The sequence below is a fragment of the Shewanella mytili genome (genome assembly GCF_046765975.1).
Lineage (GTDB): Bacteria > Pseudomonadota > Gammaproteobacteria > Enterobacterales > Shewanellaceae > Shewanella > Shewanella mytili.
On the sequence record NZ_JBKOUD010000013.1, the window covers coordinates 66,816 to 83,151 of the forward strand.

Genomic DNA, 16,336 nt, shown 5'->3' on the forward strand with positions numbered 1-16,336 from the left:
ATGGGCTGACCCTGTCAGGTCAGCCCATCGGTTTACATAATCAGGGTACGGATGTCGGATAAATAGCCAGACAAAGTAACGCTGAAACGTGCAGCCAGCGCGCCATCAATCACCCGGTGATCATATGACAGTGACAGCGGACACATCAGCCGTGGCACAAATTCCTTGCCGTTCCATTTAGGCTTCATCTCGGATTTGGAAACCCCAAGAATGGCCACATCCGGATAGTTCACGATAGGGGTAAAGGCTGTACCGCCAATGCCGCCCAGACTGGAAATGGTAAAGCAGCTACCCTGCATGTCGGCAGCTTTCAGCTTGCCTTCGCGGGCTTTTACCGACACTTCGGCCAGCTCCAGCGACAACTCGGTCACCGACTTCTTGTCCACATCACGGAACACGGGCACCACCAGGCCGTTGGGCGTATCTACCGCCACACCAACGTGATAGTACTTCTTGCGGATCAGCGATTCGCCATCAGCACTCAAGCTGGCATTGAATGTAGGGAAATCCTGCAGGGTTTTCGCTACCGCTTTCATCATGAACACCAACGGGGTGAACTTGATGTTCTGCTTTTTCTTGGCTGCCAGTTCATTTTGCTGTTTGCGGAACGCTTCCAGCTCAGTGATGTCCGCTTCGTCAAACTGGGTCACATGGGGGATGGTTACCCAGTTGCGATGCAGGTTGGGGCCGGAAATTTTCTGAATGCGGGTCAGCGGCACTTCTTCCACTTCACCGAACTTGCTGAAATCCACCTTCGGCGCATCAATCACCTGCAGGCCGTTACCGCCTACGGAAGTGGCTACCGAGGCTTTTGGCCGGGACAACTCATAACGCACATATGCCTGTACATCTTCTTTGAGGATGCGGTTTTTGCGTCCAGTACCTTTTACCTGAGACAGGTCCACCCCGAACTCCCGCGCCAAACGGCGCACGGAAGGCGATGCGAACACCACACCGGCAGCCGGTTTCACCACGGCATTAGGGTGGAAAGGCACGGGTGGACGATGGGGCTCCTGAGCAGCCACTGGCGCAGCAGCGGGCGCAGGCACCGCGTTCTGTTGGGGTGCGGCTTCAACCTTGGCAGGCGCGCCTTGCACTTCTACCTTGGCAATCAGGCTGCCTTCAGAAACCTTGTCACCCACCTGCACCAACAGCTGGGTAATTTTCCCGGCAACCGGTGCGGGCACTTCCATGGTGGCCTTGTCGGTTTCCAGGGTGATAAGTCCTTGGTCCAGGGTGATTTCATCACCCACAGCCACCAGCAGCTCAATCACGTCCACGTCTTTGGCATCGCCAATATCCGGCACCTTGATGTCCTGCACGGATGAAGCGGCCGCCGCTGCACTGGCAACTCCGGTGTCAGCAACCGCATCAACGGCTGGGGCAGCAGCGCTGCCGGCAACTTCCAGCAGCAATACCAGAGAACCCTCTGACACCTTGTCACCCACTTTTACCTTGAGTGACTGTACCACCCCGGCAACCGGTGCCGGTACGTCCATGGTGGCCTTGTCGGTTTCCAGGGTGATCAGGCCGTCATCGGCCTCAATGCTGTCCCCTTCTTTCACCAGCAGCTCAATGATGTCCACATCTTTGGCATCACCAATGTCCGGTACGGTGACTTCAATCACCTGGCTGGCACCTGTGGCCGGCGCAGCAGGGCTGGCGGCTACGGGAGCGGCAACGGGCTCAGGCGCACTCGGGGCAGCAGCTTGAGGCGCGGCTTCAACGGCAGGGGCGCTGGTTTCAGCGCTGCCTGCGGCGGCCATCATGGCAATCAGGGTGCCTTCTGACACCTTGTCACCCACGGCCACTTTGATTTCTTGCAGCACCCCGGCAAAAGGTGCCGGGATGTCCATGGTTGCCTTGTCGCTTTCAACGGTAAGGATGGCATCCTCAGCGGCAAGCTCGTCGCCTACGCTGGCGCAGATCTCAATCACCTGCACTTCATCTCCGCCAATATCGGGCACCAGTACTTCTTTTAAATCTGCCATTCTGTTTCCCTCTTACGCGAACAGTGGGTTGATCTTGTCTGCATCAATACCGTACTGGGCAATTGCCTTGGTCAGTACGTCTACCGGCATGTCACCCCGATCCACCAGGGATTTCAGCGCGGCAATCACAATGTAGGTGGCATCCACTTCAAAGTGGTGACGCAAGTTGGCGCGGCTGTCGCTGCGGCCAAAGCCATCGGTACCCAGTACCCGGTAATCGGTAGGCACATAACCACGCAGCTGTTCGCCGTACAGTTTCATGTAATCGCTGGCGGCAATGGCCGGTGCGTCCTGGCTCAGTACGCTGGCAACATAAGGCACTTTGGCGGTTTCGGCAGGATGCAGCATGTTCCAGCGTTCACATTCCTGGCCATCGCGGGTCAGTTCGTTAAAGCTGGTGACACTGAATACGTCCGCACTCACGCCATAATCTTTGGCCAGTGCCTGGGCGGCTTTGCGCACCTCTTCCAGGATGGTGCCGCAACCCAGCAGCTGCACCTTGCCTTTACCGGAACCGGCAACGCTTTCCAGTTTGTAGATGCCTTTCACGATGCCTTCTTCCACACCTTCCGGCATGGCAGGCTGTACGTAGTTCTCGTTCATGGTGGTGAGGTAGTAGAAGACATCTTCCTGTTCTTCACCATACATGCGGCGGATACCGTCCTGCACAATCACGGCAATTTCATAACCGTAAGTGGGGTCGTAGCTGATGCAGCTTGGAATGGTATTGGCCAGAATGTGGCTGTGACCATCCTGATGCTGCAAGCCTTCACCGTTCAGTGTGGTACGGCCGGAGGTGCCGCCCACCAGGAAGCCGCGGGCACGCAGGTCACCGGCAGCCCAGGCCAAATCGCCAATGCGCTGGAAACCGAACATGGAGTAATAGATATAGAACGGGATCATCGGGGTATCGTTCACCGAGTAACTGGTGGCCGCAGACACCCAGGATGACATGGCACCCAGCTCGTTAATCCCTTCTTGCAGTACCTGGCCGGATTTGTCTTCACGGTAGTAAGCGACCTGATCCTTATCCTGCGGCACGTATTTCTGGCCTTCGTGGGCGTAAATCCCCACCTGACGGAACAGCCCTTCCATACCAAAGGTACGGGCTTCGTCAGGAATGATCGGCACAACGCTCTTGCCAATGTTCTTGTCTTTGAGCAGTGCGGTCAGTACCCGCACAAAAGACATGGTGGAGGACACTTCACGGCCATTGGAGCCTTTAATCACCGAGTCAAAAATCTTCAGTGACGGAACGGTCAGATCCTGGCTGAATTTCTGGCGACGGGATGGCAGGTAACCGCCCAGCGCTTCACGACGGGCCTTGAGGTATTTGACCTCTTCTGAATCCGCCCCGGGATGATAAAACGGCACTTCGTCCAGTTTGTCATCGGCAATCGGGATATTGAAACGGTCACGGAAGTAACGGATGGACTCCACATCCATTTTCTTCACGTTATGGGCAATGTTCTTGCCTTCGCCGGCATCTCCCAGCCCGTAACCCTTGACGGTTTTGGCCAAAATGACGGTAGGACGGCCCTTGGTTTTCTTGGCATGATCCAACGCGGCATAGATTTTCACCGGATCATGGCCACCACGGTTCAGGCGCCAGATGTCGTCATCCGACATGTTGGACACCATCTCGGCGGTTTCCGGATATTTGCCGAAGAAGTGCTCACGGGTCCAGGCGCCGCCTTTGGCTTTGCAGTTCTGGTATTCGCCGTCAACGGTTTCTTCCATCAGCTGCAGCAGTTTGCCGCTGGTATCCCGGGCCAGCAATGGATCCCAGTAACGGCCCCAAATGACCTTGACCACTTCCCAGCCGGCGCCGCGGAATTCACCTTCCAGTTCCTGGATGATTTTGCCGTTACCACGTACCGGGCCATCCAGACGCTGCAGGTTACAGTTGATGATGAACACCAGGTTGTCCAGCTCTTCACGGGCCGCCAGGCCAATGGCACCCAGCGCTTCCGGCTCATCCACTTCACCGTCGCCAAGGAAGCAGTAAACGGTCTGTTCGGAACAATCCTTAATGCCGCGGTCGGTCAGGTATTTCAGGAAACGTGCCTGATAAATGGCCTGAATCGGCCCCAGCCCCATGGATACGGTGGGGAACTGCCAGTAATTGGGCATCAGTTTTGGATGGGGATAAGAAGACAACCCCTTGCCGTCCACTTCCTGACGGAAGTTGGCCAGTTGCTCTTCGCTCAGGCGCCCTTCCAGGAAAGAACGGGAGTAAATCCCCGGTGCGATATGCCCCTGGAAATACACCAAATCGCCACCGTCTTTATCGTTGGGGGCGCGGAAAAAATGATTGAAGCACACATCATAGATAGTGGCGCTGGAAGCAAAACTGGAAATATGGCCACCAAGCTCCAGATCCTTTTTGGAACCGCGCAGCACCATGGCCAGTGCGTTCCAGCGGATAATGGCGCGGATACGACGTTCCAGCCCCTGATCCCCCGGCATCTGCGGCTCCTGCCCAGCGGGGATGGTGTTTACATATGCGGTGGTTGCTGAGTAAGGCAAGTAAGTCCCGTTACGACGCGCCTTATCAATCAGCTTTTCCAACAGGAAATGTGCCCGTTCAGGTCCTTCCTGTTCCAGCACCGCTTGCAGGGCATCCAGCCACTCCTGAGTCTCTAATGGATCCAAGTCTTGTAGCATATTTTCAGACATGACACTGTCCTTATCTATACATGATAAAAAAGTAATGATTACGGTGTCCTCAGCGCATAACGCCCGGATTACACACCGCTCTTCACGCGGCGCAGACTACGCTGCAACCGACTGTCTTCCTCCCTTACCGACAACATGACCTCCTCGATGTAACTCAAGTGTTCATTAGACGCTTCAAGCGCGGCGGCAGGATCGCGGCGAACGATGGCAGCAAGCAATGCCCGCCGGTGCTCGTTAGCCATGGTGGTGGCTTCTTCCCGTCGGGTCAGAAGCTCCAGGTTTTCGGCCACATTTTTATGCAGCACGGTGGTTAAACTCAGTACCAGATGCAGCATCGCCATGTTATGGGAGGCTTCTGCCACCATCCGGTAAAAATCAACAATGGCGCTGGCCTGTTCGATGATGCAGGTGGCATGCTCCACCCGCTCAATGCATTCCCGCAGATTTTGCATGTCGGTATCGGTACCCCGCAGGGCGGCAAAATAGGCCATCATCCCTTCGGTGGCATGACGAAACTCCAGCAAGTCGTACTGACTTTCACGGTCATGTTGCATCAGCTCCACAATAGGGTCGGCCAGGCTCTGCCACAGTTGCTGCTTAACATAAGTGCCACCGCCCTGGCGGCGCAGCAACAATCCTTTGGCTTCCAGTTTCTGGATGGCTTCTCTCAGGGATGGACGGGAAACTTCGAACTGCAATGCCAGTTCACGTTCAGGAGGGAGTTTTTGACCCGGCTGCAAGCTGCCTTCAAGAATCATCTGCTCCAGTTGATTCATGATAACGTCAGAAATTTTTGGCTGACTGATTTTGCTATAAGCCATATGTACACTCAGCTCCACGTTGTCAATTGGTCTTACCAATTTAGTCTGGGTGAGCGCACTTTAACAAATCACATTTTCAATGTCTAGATAGTGATCTGAGTCAATTTAACTCACAATATGTGAGCATAGCCTAAATAACAATGAGTTGACATCTGGCTATTAGCCAAAGGTCTAATACCAAAAGCCGTTTTTAGCTGAAATCGCGCACAATCATCCGCCATTCACGGCGTTAACGCACCAAGCCGAAAATGGTCAGCAACGACAATAAGGTTAATAACAACACAAAGTTACGCTTGCTTAACGCCAGCAGCGCCAGGGTGGAACGCACACATACCGGCGCGTTGTTGTCTTCCGGCATCACTTCAGCCGCCATGGCAACTTGTGTAATGATTTTGCGGGGCTTGCAGCGCCAGTCCAGCGCCAACTCGCGCCAGCGGCCAAAACCGCTGGAAAACTGCCCGCAAAACACATAGCCCAGCGCCACCAGCCGCACCGGCAACCAGTCCAGCAGATACAGCAACTCCGGCAGCAGCGGCCACGGGGCATTTTGGCGTTTGCGCTCCTCGGCAAAAAAGCGCACGGTGCAGTACAGCACCACGCCTACCGGCCCGAACAGAATCAAGAACAGCGCTACCGCCGCGTAATAGCGGTAATTGATCCACGCCGCCATCTGCCCCACGCTGGCGCCCAGCGCTTTTTCGCTTACTGCGCTCAAGCAGGCGCTGCAGTCCAGCTCCCTGGCATACAGATAGCAGGCCTCGGTATCACCGCGACAGGCCGCCTGCATGTAATGTTTAAACACCGCCCGCTGATGCTGATGGGAAAAACACACCGTGGCAAACGCCACCCAAACCAGCAAGGTGGGCAAACCAAACAGCCAATCGCCACATACCCACAGCAATACCGCCACACTCACGGCGGGCAGCAATAGCGCCAGCAACACGCCAACGGCCGACTGCAACAAAGTACCGGCAAACAGCTGCTGCTGATACCAGCGCAAGCCGTTATCCAGTTGCAGCGCATCCGGCAGCAGTTTCAGCCGCTCCACCATAATTGCCACCAACAGGGAAAACAGTGCCATGAGTCTCTCCAGTTCCGTTTCCGGTTATCGATTCAAACCGCCGCCAGATACCGCTGCCAGTCAAATCCCGCGCCGGGATCGGTTTTGCGTCCGGGGGCGATGTCGCTATGTCCCACAATACGGGTTTTCTCAAGCATAGGATAGATTTGCATCAATTCTCGGGTAAGTTGTTGTAACCGTTCGTACTGGGCAGTGGTAAAACCCGAGTTGTCCGTGCCTTCCAGCTCAATGCCCAGAGAAAAATCATTGCAGCCTTCGCGCCCCGCAAAACAGGACACCCCCGCATGCCAGGCGCGCTTGTCGCAAGAAACGAATTGCAACAGCTCCCCATCCCGACGGATGAAAAAATGCGCCGACACCTCCAGCCCTTCAAGCGCGGCAAAACTGGCATCAGCCGTACAATCCAGTTGCCCCAAAAACAGCTGTTCAATATAAGGCAGCCCAAAACAGCCGGCCGGCAAACTGATGTTGTGGATTACCAGCAGGCTCACCTCTGCCTGAGGCCGCTCATTAAAATGGGGCGACGGACACCGCCGCGCCCGGCCATACCAGCCGTCAAACCAATCCTTAATCACTTTGTGCCGCTCCGCTGCCCTGTGGGCCACCCGCACAACCTGCCTGGGGCAGTCATGCCAAATGAATGCTGCTCAACACTTTACCAGCTCATCAGGCGTGGGCAAGCAAAAGCCTCAAGCCGCCTTTCCCATGCGCTGGCAACCGCAGATAAAACCACCACTGGCACCCTGCTCAGGCGCTAAGTGATGTGCTAATCTTGCTAACAGCATTCATCAGTCAACTATGCAGGAAAACCATGCTGGAAAACGATATTCGTGTCAGTGTCAAAGCCGCGCTGGATGAAGACCTGGGCCATCTTGACGTTGCAGAGGGGGACATTACCGCCCTGCTTATTCCGCCGCAGCAATATGGCGAGGCCACCCTCATTACCCGTGAAGAAGGGGTTTTCTGCGGCAAGGCCTGGGCCGAGCAGGTGTTCAAGCAGCTCGACAGCAACGTGGTGCTGCACTGGCATGTGGATGACGGCGACTGGCTGCTGCCCAACCAGCTGTTGTGTGAACTCTCCGGCCCCGCCAGAATCCTGCTCACCGGCGAGCGCACCATGATGAATTTCATCCAGACCCTGTCCGGCGTGGCCACCCTCACCAAAATCTATCACGACAAACTGGCCGGCACCCACTGCCAGCTGCTGGACACCCGTAAAACCCTGCCGGGGCTGCGCACCGCACAAAAATATGCCGTCACCTGTGGTGGCGGCAAAAACCACCGCATCGGGCTGTTTGATGCATTCTTGATTAAAGAGAACCACATCATGGCCTGCGGCGGCATTGCCAAGGCCATTGCCACGGCCCGCACCCTGCGCCCCCACAAACCGGTGGAGGTGGAAGTGGAAAACCTGCAAGAGCTGCAACAGGCGCTGGAAGCCGAGGCCGATATCGTGATGCTGGACAACTTCAATGTGAGCGACATGCTAAGCGCCGTGGCGCTGAACCAGCGCTATATTGAACAGCAAAAAGGCGCCAAGCTGGAGGTGTCTGGCAATGTGACCCTGGAAACCATTGGCACCTTTGCCAGCACCGGGGTGGATTACATCTCCGTAGGGGCGCTGACCAAACACCTGCGGGCACTGGACTTGTCCATGCGTTTCAAGGCCGCCCATCCTTAACGCCAACGGCGGTTAACCCCATAAAGCATTAAAAACCATGTGGCGTGACAGTCCATGGCGTGAAAACCCTGACGGACACCAACGCCAGGGGCTGCCCGCCACCTGCCATAAGGAGTGCCACACGCCTTTTATGGCCCTGTCCTTTAATACAGCCCATGGGCCTGCGTGCCACCTTAAAAATTTAACAATTTTGCAACGCCTGATTTTTGACACTTGCAGCGGGGTTGACACCCCCGCCATCACTGCCAGATAAACGTCTCCAGCCCCTGTGCTGGCAAGGGTTGGCAGCATCAAATATTCCTTAAAAACACCTAAAAAAACCCTCTGGGTTATTTTCATCCATTTCACAATGTACTAACTTTTAGCTGTGGCATGATGGCGCTTATGGCCAACAGCCCAGTGGCGGATGCCCTTGAATGGCGGCAATGGATGTTAAATCCGGTTAAATGGTGCCAAAAAATAGGCACATGGTATGATTTACCGGCAAGGCTGTCGCATTATTTACATAATTTTAAGGGTATCCTGATAACGTTTTGGGCGGTTAGCCATAAACGACCTTTAACAATACTTTAAATGACTAATGTACTGCGGCGGCAGTTACACGGCTTGACTCCAACCCGGCGCCCGTTCATTAACACCGCACTTGCGGTGATGGTGAATTAACAAAACTCAGGGTATGATAATGCCGGCTCAAACAGGGAAGTGCGTTCAGGTAAGGCAAACCGCGGCTCAAGCCATGGTGTTACCCGACGCGTTGCACGGCAAGGCAGCCTGCAAGATGGGAGTTCAAGCAACCGGTGATGTTCGCTAGGTTCCGTATCTTGCGTTGCGGCTGATGCCTTCTGGCATGCAGCCTCACCAACGAGAGGGAACTCTGCGGCGCAACCCTGATAAGTGATACCGCATCAGTATTAAACGGAGAGAGATATGAAAGGTATGAAACACAACACCCAGGGCTTTACCCTGATCGAACTGATGATCGTCGTGGCGATTATCGGCATTCTGGCCGCCATCGCGCTGCCTGCTTATAAAGACTATATCACCAAAGCTGAGGGTGGTTCATCAATGAAGGCTATCACAGCCTTTTCCCAAAAAATCCAAGCATGTATCCAGACCGGCGTAGGATGTGATGGCACTCCTAATGCTTTAGCAGCTGAAATTAAGAAGAATCCAAAACTTAAAGCTTCTGTAGAGCCTGTTTTAGATACGGCAGTAACGCTAACTTGGACAGGGAATAAATGTAAATTGACAGCAGAGTTTGCAGATGATGGTGGAGTAGAATTTACTTCTGTAGGGATTAATACTGATGATACTGAAATCTGTCAAAAAGGGGCCGGATTATTTACTGAAGCGGCCGCCCCAACAAATCCATAACTTTTACTAACTAATAATGCCCACTACTGGCCTCCATCTCGGATTATCCACGCTGTTCATCCGTAAGGGACTGCTCGATGAGAGCCGTCTCGCGGAGGCCATTGCCCTGTCGCGCAAGCACAAGGCATCGCTGGTCACCACCCTGGTGGTCAGCAAAATGTTATCGGCCCGCACCATTGCCGAGCTGTGTTATGAAGAGTACGGCACGCCGCTGCTGGATTTGGCCGAGTTTGACATTGCCAGCATTCCGGAAGAGTTTTTAAACCGCAAGCTGATTGAAAAACACCGCTGCCTGCCACTGTTCAAGCGCGGCAGCCGCCTTTACATTGCCACCTCCGACCCCACCAACATCACCGCGCTGGAGGATTTCCAGTTCAGCGCTGGGCTCCATGCCGAAGCCATACTGGTGGAGGAAGACAAGCTTTCCCGCGCCATCGACAAGGTGCTGGAAGAGGATTTAAGCGCCCTTGACCTTAGCGGCATAGATGAAGACGCGCTGGCAGACATTGAAGTTGCCGATTCGGACAAACGCCGTAATGAGGATAATGATGACAGCGCCGATGACGCACCCATTGTCATCTATGTGAACAAAATCCTCACCGATGCCATTCGCAAGGGCGCCTCTGACCTGCACTTTGAGCCTTATGAAAAACGCTATCGCATCCGTTTTCGCATTGACGGCATTTTGCATGAGGTGTCCAACCCCCCCATTAATCTGGCCTCGCGCATTTCGGCGCGGCTCAAGGTGATGTCCAAGCTGGACATTGCCGAGCGGCGCCTGCCGCAAGATGGCCGCATCAAGATGAAGCTGTCGCGCAACAAGAGCATTGATTTTCGTGTCAGCACCCTGCCCACCCTGTGGGGCGAAAAAATCGTGATGCGTATTCTGGACTCCTCCTCGGCGCAGCTGGGCATTGACAAGCTGGGCTATGAAGAAGACCAGAAGCAGGCTTACATGGAGATGCTCGCCCGCCCCCAGGGGATGATTCTGGTGACCGGCCCCACCGGCTCCGGCAAAACCGTGTCGCTGTATACCGGACTTAACATTCTCAATACGGAAGAGCGCAACATCTCCACCGCCGAAGACCCGGTGGAAATCAACCTGGAAGGGGTGAACCAGGTTCAAATCAACATCAAGGCCGGGCTCACCTTTGCCTCGGCGCTGCGCTCGTTTTTGCGACAGGACCCGGATGTGGTGATGGTGGGGGAAATCCGCGATCTGGAAACCGCCGAAATCGCCATCAAGGCGGCGCAAACCGGCCACTTGGTGTTATCCACCCTGCATACCAACTCGTCATCGGAAACCCTCACCCGCTTGCTGAACATGGGCGTGCCCGGCTATAACATTGCCAGCTCGGTCAACCTGATTATTGCCCAGCGCCTGGCGCGCCGCCTGTGTGTGGAGTGCCGTCAGCCAGAGGAAATCCCCGAGCACGAACTGTTAAAACTGGGGTTTAGCCAGGCCCAAATCCAGCAAGGCTTTACCGTATACAAACCCTGCGGCTGCGAGCACTGCTCCGGCGGTTACAAGGGACGGGTGGGCATTTATGAGGTGCTGAAAATGTCCGATGAAATTGCCCGCATCATCATGGAAGGGGGTAATTCGCTGCAAATTGCCCAAAAGGCCAAGGCGCAGGGCATGCGCGATTTGCACCAATCCGGGCTGCTTAAAGTGATTGAAGGGGTTACCAGTATTGCCGAGGTTAACCGGGTAACCAGTTACTAACTACACTCATTATCATCCGCTATCACCTGTCGGGCGCTGAGGAAAACGATTATGGCTACCGCAACTGCTACCCGTAAAACGGCCAAAAAAGCAAAAGACAATAAAGCGCCAAAAATTTTCACCTTTCAGTGGCAGGGCATCAACCGCGACGGTAAAAAAACCAGCGGGGAACTGCGTGGTGCCAACATCACCGAGATCAAGACCCAACTGAAAAGCCAGGGCATTATCCCCAAAAAGGTGGTGAAAAAATCCGCCGGACTATTCAGCAGCGAAAACAAGAAAATCAAGCCGATGGACATTGCGGTCATCACCCGCCAGATTGCCACCATGCTGTCGGCCGGGGTACCGCTGGTGACCAGCATTGATTTGGTGGGCCGCGGCCATGAAAAACCCAAAATGCGCCAACTGCTGGGCACCATTCTGGCCGACGTGCAATCGGGCATCCCCTTATCGGAAGCGCTGCGGCCACACCGGGTGTATTTTGACGACTTGTACGTGGACTTGGTAGCCGCCGGCGAGCACTCTGGCGCACTGGATTTGGTATTTGACCGCATTGCCACCTATCGGGAAAAATCCGAAGCGCTGAAATCCAAAATCAAAAAGGCGATGTTCTACCCGGCCGCAGTGGTGGTGGTGGCCATTGCGGTAACCGCGCTGCTGCTGCTGTTTGTGGTGCCCCAGTTTGAAAGCATTTTTGCCAGTTTTGGCGCCGAGCTGCCGGCCTTTACCCAGATGATCATCAACATTTCCCGTTTCTTGCAAAGCTCCTGGTATCTGTTTCTTGCAGGCATTGTGGCCAGCATCTGGCTGTTTGTAAGAGCGCACCGCAACTCGCAAAAGTTCCGCGACAAAATTGATGAAGCCGTGCTGAAAATTCCGCTGATTGGCCCCATTTTGCATAAAGGCGCCATGGCCCGTTTTGCCCGCACGCTGGCCACCACCTTTGCCGCCGGGGTGCCGCTGATTGAAGGGCTGGAGTCTGCCTCCGGCGCCGCCGGCAATGCAGTATACCGCAAGGCGCTGATGCAGGTGCGCACCGAGGTGATGGCCGGGATGCAGATGAACGTGGCCATGCGCACCACCCGGCTGTTTCCTGACATGCTGATCCAGATGGTGATGATTGGTGAAGAGTCCGGCTCGCTGGATGACATGCTCAACAAGATTGCCAACATTTATGAAATGCAGGTGGATGATGCGGTGGATGGCCTGTCCAGCCTGATTGAGCCCTTGATGATGGTGGTGATTGGCGGCTTGGTGGGCAGCCTGATTATTGGCATGTACCTGCCCATCTTCCAACTGGGCAATGTGGTGAGCTAATCCCCTGGCGCTGGCGGTTTCTTTTGCCCCACGCCTTGCGTTAGCATGCTAACGACAGCGCACTTGAACCAAGTTGGCTCGCCTGAGTGCGCAACTTTTGGCTGGCGGCACTGCCACCGGCTGTTACTGACAACACCTACAATACAGCGGTCGACATGTCTGAGTTTCTTATGCTTATGGGCCAGTATCCCTGGCTGTTTATCTCGCTAGCCTTTGTTTTTGCCGCCGTTATCGGCAGTTTTATCAACGTGGTGATCTATCGCCTGCCGGTCATGCTCAAACGGGAATGGCAGCAGGAGTGCGAGGAATACCTGGCACACTACCAACCCGAGGCCTTCAAGCTGCTGCGCAGCAAGCAATTGCTAAAGCCCATTGACAACCTGCCGGCCAAATTCAATCTGTTGCTGCCGGGCTCTGCCTGCCCCCAGTGCCAGCACCAGATTAAACCCTGGCATAACCTGCCCATGGTGGGCTGGCTGTGGCTGCGGGGCAAATGCGCCAATTGCCAGCAACCCATCTCAGTGCGCTATCCCCTATTTGAACTGCTAAGCGCCCTGTTGGTTGCCGTGGCGGCCTGGCATTTCGGCCCTACCTGGCAATTTGCCGCAGCGGCGCTGTTAACCTTTGCCTTGCTGGCACTGGCGGGCATTGATTTGGATGAGATGCTGCTGCCGGATCAACTCACCCTGCCCGTGCTCTGGTTAGGGTTGGCGGTCAATTACTTTGGCTTGTTCGTGCCGTTGAGTGACGGGGTGATGGGTGCCATTGCCGGTTATCTCAGCTTGTGGTCAGTGTTCTGGCTGTTCAAGCTCATCACCGGCAAGGAGGGCATGGGTTACGGGGATTTCAAGCTGCTGGCGTTGTTGGGGGCCTGGCTTGGCTGGCAGATGCTGCCGCTGATTATCCTGTTGTCATCATTGATTGGCGCGGTTGTGGGCATCTCCATGATGCTGTTGAAAAACATGCAGCGTAACAATCCCATCCCCTTTGGGCCGTACTTGGTGATGGCCGGCTGGATAGCGCTTGTCTGGGGGCAAGATATTGTCCGCTGGTATCTGGGAGGCTGGTAATGTCCCGTTACATTGTGGGCCTCACCGGCGGGATTGGTTGCGGCAAAACCACCATTGCCAATCTGTTTGCCGAGCAGGGCGTGGCCATTATTGATGCAGATGTGATTGCCCGCGACGTGGTGGCACCCGGCTCCCCGGGGCTGGCCCAGATTGTTGGACATTTCGGCAGCCACATGCTCAATGCCGATGGCACGCTAAACCGCCGTCAATTACGGGAGAAGGTGTTTGCCGAGCCCCAGCAGCGGGCATGGCTCAATCAACTCCTGCATCCGATGATCCGCCAACAATTGCTGGCACAGGCCCAGGCTGCCACATCACCTTACGCCATTATGGTGGTGCCCTTATTATTCGAAAACGGATTGGAGTGTCTGGTGGATCACACTTTGGTTATTGATATTGCGACCGAAGCGCAAATCCGTCGAACTATTGACAGGGATCATGTGTCCAAGCAGCAAGTCATTAACATTATTAACAGTCAAATCAGCCGCGAACAGCGTTTGGCCAAAGCAGATGATGTGATTAACAACGAGGGAGATGTTGGATCGCTGAGAACCCAGGTTCTGGCTCTGCATAATAACTATTTAAAACAATCAGAAAAAGCCCAGCAATCCTATGAGTGAACTTGTATTTGAACAACCTTTAAATGAAAAAGTCCGCAATTACCTACGGCTGGAACATCTGGCAGAACAGCTAGACACCCACCTGCAACAGGATCATCAGCAACGCTGTTTTTCCCCGCTGTTGTCGCTGTGTGAACTCAGTGAACGCTGTGATTTTCGCAGTGAACTGCTGCAAGACATCAACAAATTACTGATGCACCTGAAAACGCCAGCTGTGCAGGCATCGCTCTGTCAGCACCAGTGGCAGTTTTTTCAGGAACAACTCACCCTTGCAAGGGAACTGTTGCAACACCCGGAGCGCCCCGGCGTACAGCTCAAGCGCAACCGTTTTCTGGCCACCATCCGCCAAAAGCTCACCATGGCAGGCACTTGCTGCAATTTTGATCTGCCCCAACTGCAATACTGGCTGGCACAACCCTGGGATGAAAGACAGCAACAGTACCAGCAATGGGTGTCTCACTTCCATTGCCTGCTGCATCCCATCAGCCTGTTACTGCAATTCACCCGCATGAGCAGCGAATACCGCCAGGCGGTGGCCCACGCCGGGTTTTATCATGACAACAGCCCCAATAACCTGTCTTTGGTGCGGGTGAAAATGGATGCCAGCGCCGGTTGTTACCCTACCATCAGTGGCCATCGCAACCGCTTTGCCATCCATTTTGTGCAATTTGATCAGCAAAAGCATTCCCAACAAACGGTGCAATTCCTACTGGCGACCTGCAGTTGAAATCATTACCATGGCAGGGGTCACAAGCCAAAACGAGAACCTCATGCCAACGGTTGTAAAATGCCCCACCTGCCAAAAGCCCGTCGAATGGACAACAAATTCCCCATTCCGTCCGTTCTGTAGCGAACGCTGCAAACTCATTGACCTGGGCGAGTGGGCAACTGAAAAATACACCATTCCGGTAAAACCGGAGATCAATCCCCAGCTACTCGATGAACTCGGCTACGATGAAGGCGAGTTTTTCAAAGCACCTGAAAACGATTAAATTCATGACTTCAAATAAACGCGTACATGTTGCGGTGGGCGTAATCATTCGCAACCGGCAAATCCTTTTGGCCAAACGCCACGGCCATCTTCATCAAGGCGGCAAATGGGAGTTTCCCGGTGGCAAACTGGAAACGGGTGAAACCACAGCTGGCGCCCTTACACGGGAACTGCAAGAAGAGGTGGGCATCACGGTGCAGCACGCAGCGCCTTTCATGCAACTGGCCTATGATTACCCCGACAAACAGGTGTTACTGGACATCATGACGGTTACCGCATTCAGTGGTGAAGCCTATGGGGTGGAAGGACAGCAGATTGCCTGGGTGGATATCAGCGCATTGCCCCAATACCAATTCCCCGATGCCAATATGCCCATCCTGGACAAAATTCTGAAAGAGCTGCAATAACCCCCGCTAAAGGCATGTAAAGGCTATCCAGCAAGATGCCCATGGATGGCATTCATGCCTTGCCGTTAACATCCTCAATCAACGGCAACCACCATAAAAGTGCTGGTTTCAAACGCAAAAAAGCCACCTTTTCAGGTGGCTTCTCTACTTAAATAAGCGTCTGGCGATGACCTACTCTCACATGGGGAGACCCCACACTACCATCGGCGCGATTGTGTTTCACTTCTGAGTTCGGGATGGGATCAGGTGGTACCACAATGCTATTGTCACCAGACAAATCCGGCACTGTATTACAGTAAAACTGGTGCTGATACCCAGAATCGAACTGGGGACCTCATCCTTACCAAGGATGCGCTCTACCGACTGAGCCATATCAGCAAACAACGGGTAATAGAGTCGTCTTACACTTGATTGCAACTCATTACTGGTTTACTGGTTTCCAGTAAACACAAATAGGCGTCTGGCGATGACCTACTCTCACATGGGGAGACCCCACACTACCATCGGCGCGATTGTGTTTCACTTCTGAGTTCGGGATGGGATCAGGTGGGACCACAATGCTATTGTCACCAGACAAA

At 54.4% G+C, this 16,336-nt stretch carries 14 protein-coding genes, 1 tRNA gene and 2 rRNA genes; 9 read left to right on the forward strand and 8 right to left on the reverse strand.

Features of this window, described 5'->3' with window-relative positions; translation table 11 throughout:
- Positions 1 to 32 precede the first annotated feature (32 nt).
- From aceF to ampD, 5 genes are all read right to left on the reverse strand, one after another.
- A complete protein-coding gene (gene aceF / locus ACIDEJ_RS12560) occupies positions 33 to 1,991 on the reverse strand; it encodes a pyruvate dehydrogenase complex dihydrolipoyllysine-residue acetyltransferase (RefSeq protein ID WP_411988409.1) in 1,959 nt (652 codons plus the stop codon).
- Between the two features lie 12 nt (positions 1,992 to 2,003).
- Positions 2,004 to 4,670 (reverse strand): pyruvate dehydrogenase (acetyl-transferring), homodimeric type, encoded by a 2,667-nt coding sequence (gene aceE / locus ACIDEJ_RS12565; RefSeq protein WP_411988410.1) that lies wholly within the window; start codon positions 4,668 to 4,670, stop codon positions 2,004 to 2,006.
- Between the two features lie 68 nt (positions 4,671 to 4,738).
- Positions 4,739 to 5,491, reverse strand: coding sequence for a pyruvate dehydrogenase complex transcriptional repressor PdhR (gene pdhR / locus ACIDEJ_RS12570; RefSeq protein ID WP_411988411.1), 753 nt, complete (start codon positions 5,489 to 5,491; stop codon positions 4,739 to 4,741).
- 229 nt (positions 5,492 to 5,720) lie between these two features.
- Positions 5,721 to 6,572, reverse strand: a complete 852-nt coding sequence (gene ampE, locus ACIDEJ_RS12575; protein WP_411988412.1) for a beta-lactamase regulator AmpE — start codon at positions 6,570 to 6,572, stop codon at positions 5,721 to 5,723.
- A 32-nt stretch (positions 6,573 to 6,604) separates the two neighbouring features.
- Positions 6,605 to 7,177 carry a 1,6-anhydro-N-acetylmuramyl-L-alanine amidase AmpD gene (ampD, locus tag ACIDEJ_RS12580; protein WP_411988413.1) on the reverse strand — a complete coding sequence of 191 codons (573 nt, stop codon included), beginning with the start codon at positions 7,175 to 7,177 and terminating at the stop codon, positions 6,605 to 6,607.
- 206 nt (positions 7,178 to 7,383) lie between these two features.
- Here ampD and nadC point away from each other — a divergent pair, with 206 nt between their 5' ends.
- The 9 genes from nadC to mutT all read left to right on the forward strand — a co-directional run bounded on the left by nadC (position 7,384) and on the right by mutT (position 15,758).
- Positions 7,384 to 8,253 carry a carboxylating nicotinate-nucleotide diphosphorylase gene (gene nadC / locus ACIDEJ_RS12585; protein WP_411988414.1) on the forward strand — a complete coding sequence of 290 codons (870 nt, stop codon included), beginning with the start codon at positions 7,384 to 7,386 and terminating at the stop codon, positions 8,251 to 8,253.
- A gap of 936 nt (positions 8,254 to 9,189) precedes the next feature.
- Complete coding sequence (locus tag ACIDEJ_RS12590) at positions 9,190 to 9,627, forward strand: pilin (protein ID WP_411988424.1); 438 nt, start codon at positions 9,190 to 9,192, stop codon at positions 9,625 to 9,627.
- A gap of 16 nt (positions 9,628 to 9,643) precedes the next feature.
- Entirely contained in the window at positions 9,644 to 11,353 is a 1,710-nt protein-coding gene (gene pilB / locus ACIDEJ_RS12595) for a type IV-A pilus assembly ATPase PilB (protein WP_411988415.1), read from the forward strand.
- Between the two features lie 51 nt (positions 11,354 to 11,404).
- A complete protein-coding gene (locus ACIDEJ_RS12600) occupies positions 11,405 to 12,670 on the forward strand; it encodes a type II secretion system F family protein (protein WP_411988416.1) in 1,266 nt (421 codons plus the stop codon).
- A 155-nt stretch (positions 12,671 to 12,825) separates the two neighbouring features.
- Positions 12,826 to 13,740 carry a prepilin peptidase gene (locus ACIDEJ_RS12605; protein WP_411988417.1) on the forward strand — a complete coding sequence of 305 codons (915 nt, stop codon included), beginning with the start codon at positions 12,826 to 12,828 and terminating at the stop codon, positions 13,738 to 13,740.
- On the forward strand, positions 13,740 to 14,360 hold the full coding sequence (coaE, locus tag ACIDEJ_RS12610) for a dephospho-CoA kinase (RefSeq protein WP_411988418.1): 621 nt from the start codon (positions 13,740 to 13,742) through the stop codon (positions 14,358 to 14,360). Before ACIDEJ_RS12605 ends, coaE begins: the two co-directional genes overlap by 1 nt.
- Complete coding sequence (gene zapD / locus ACIDEJ_RS12615; protein ID WP_411988419.1) at positions 14,353 to 15,087, forward strand: cell division protein ZapD; 735 nt, start codon at positions 14,353 to 14,355, stop codon at positions 15,085 to 15,087. The genes coaE and zapD overlap by 8 nt, the downstream gene beginning before the upstream one ends.
- Positions 15,088 to 15,130: 43 nt before the next feature.
- A complete protein-coding gene (gene yacG, locus ACIDEJ_RS12620) occupies positions 15,131 to 15,352 on the forward strand; it encodes a DNA gyrase inhibitor YacG (protein ID WP_411988420.1) in 222 nt (73 codons plus the stop codon).
- A 4-nt stretch (positions 15,353 to 15,356) separates the two neighbouring features.
- Positions 15,357 to 15,758: an 8-oxo-dGTP diphosphatase MutT gene (gene mutT / locus ACIDEJ_RS12625; protein WP_411988421.1), complete on the forward strand. Its 402-nt coding sequence runs from the start codon at positions 15,357 to 15,359 to the stop codon at positions 15,756 to 15,758.
- Positions 15,759 to 15,916: 158 nt separating this feature from the next.
- Here the strand turns inward: mutT and rrf (ACIDEJ_RS12630) are convergent.
- From rrf (ACIDEJ_RS12630) to rrf (ACIDEJ_RS12640), 3 genes are all read right to left on the reverse strand, one after another.
- Positions 15,917 to 16,032 (reverse strand): 5S ribosomal RNA (rrf, locus tag ACIDEJ_RS12630).
- Between the two features lie 28 nt (positions 16,033 to 16,060).
- A tRNA-Thr gene (locus ACIDEJ_RS12635) sits at positions 16,061 to 16,136 on the reverse strand.
- 80 nt (positions 16,137 to 16,216) lie between these two features.
- Positions 16,217 to 16,332 (reverse strand): 5S ribosomal RNA (gene rrf / locus ACIDEJ_RS12640).
- Positions 16,333 to 16,336: the final 4 nt, after the last annotated feature.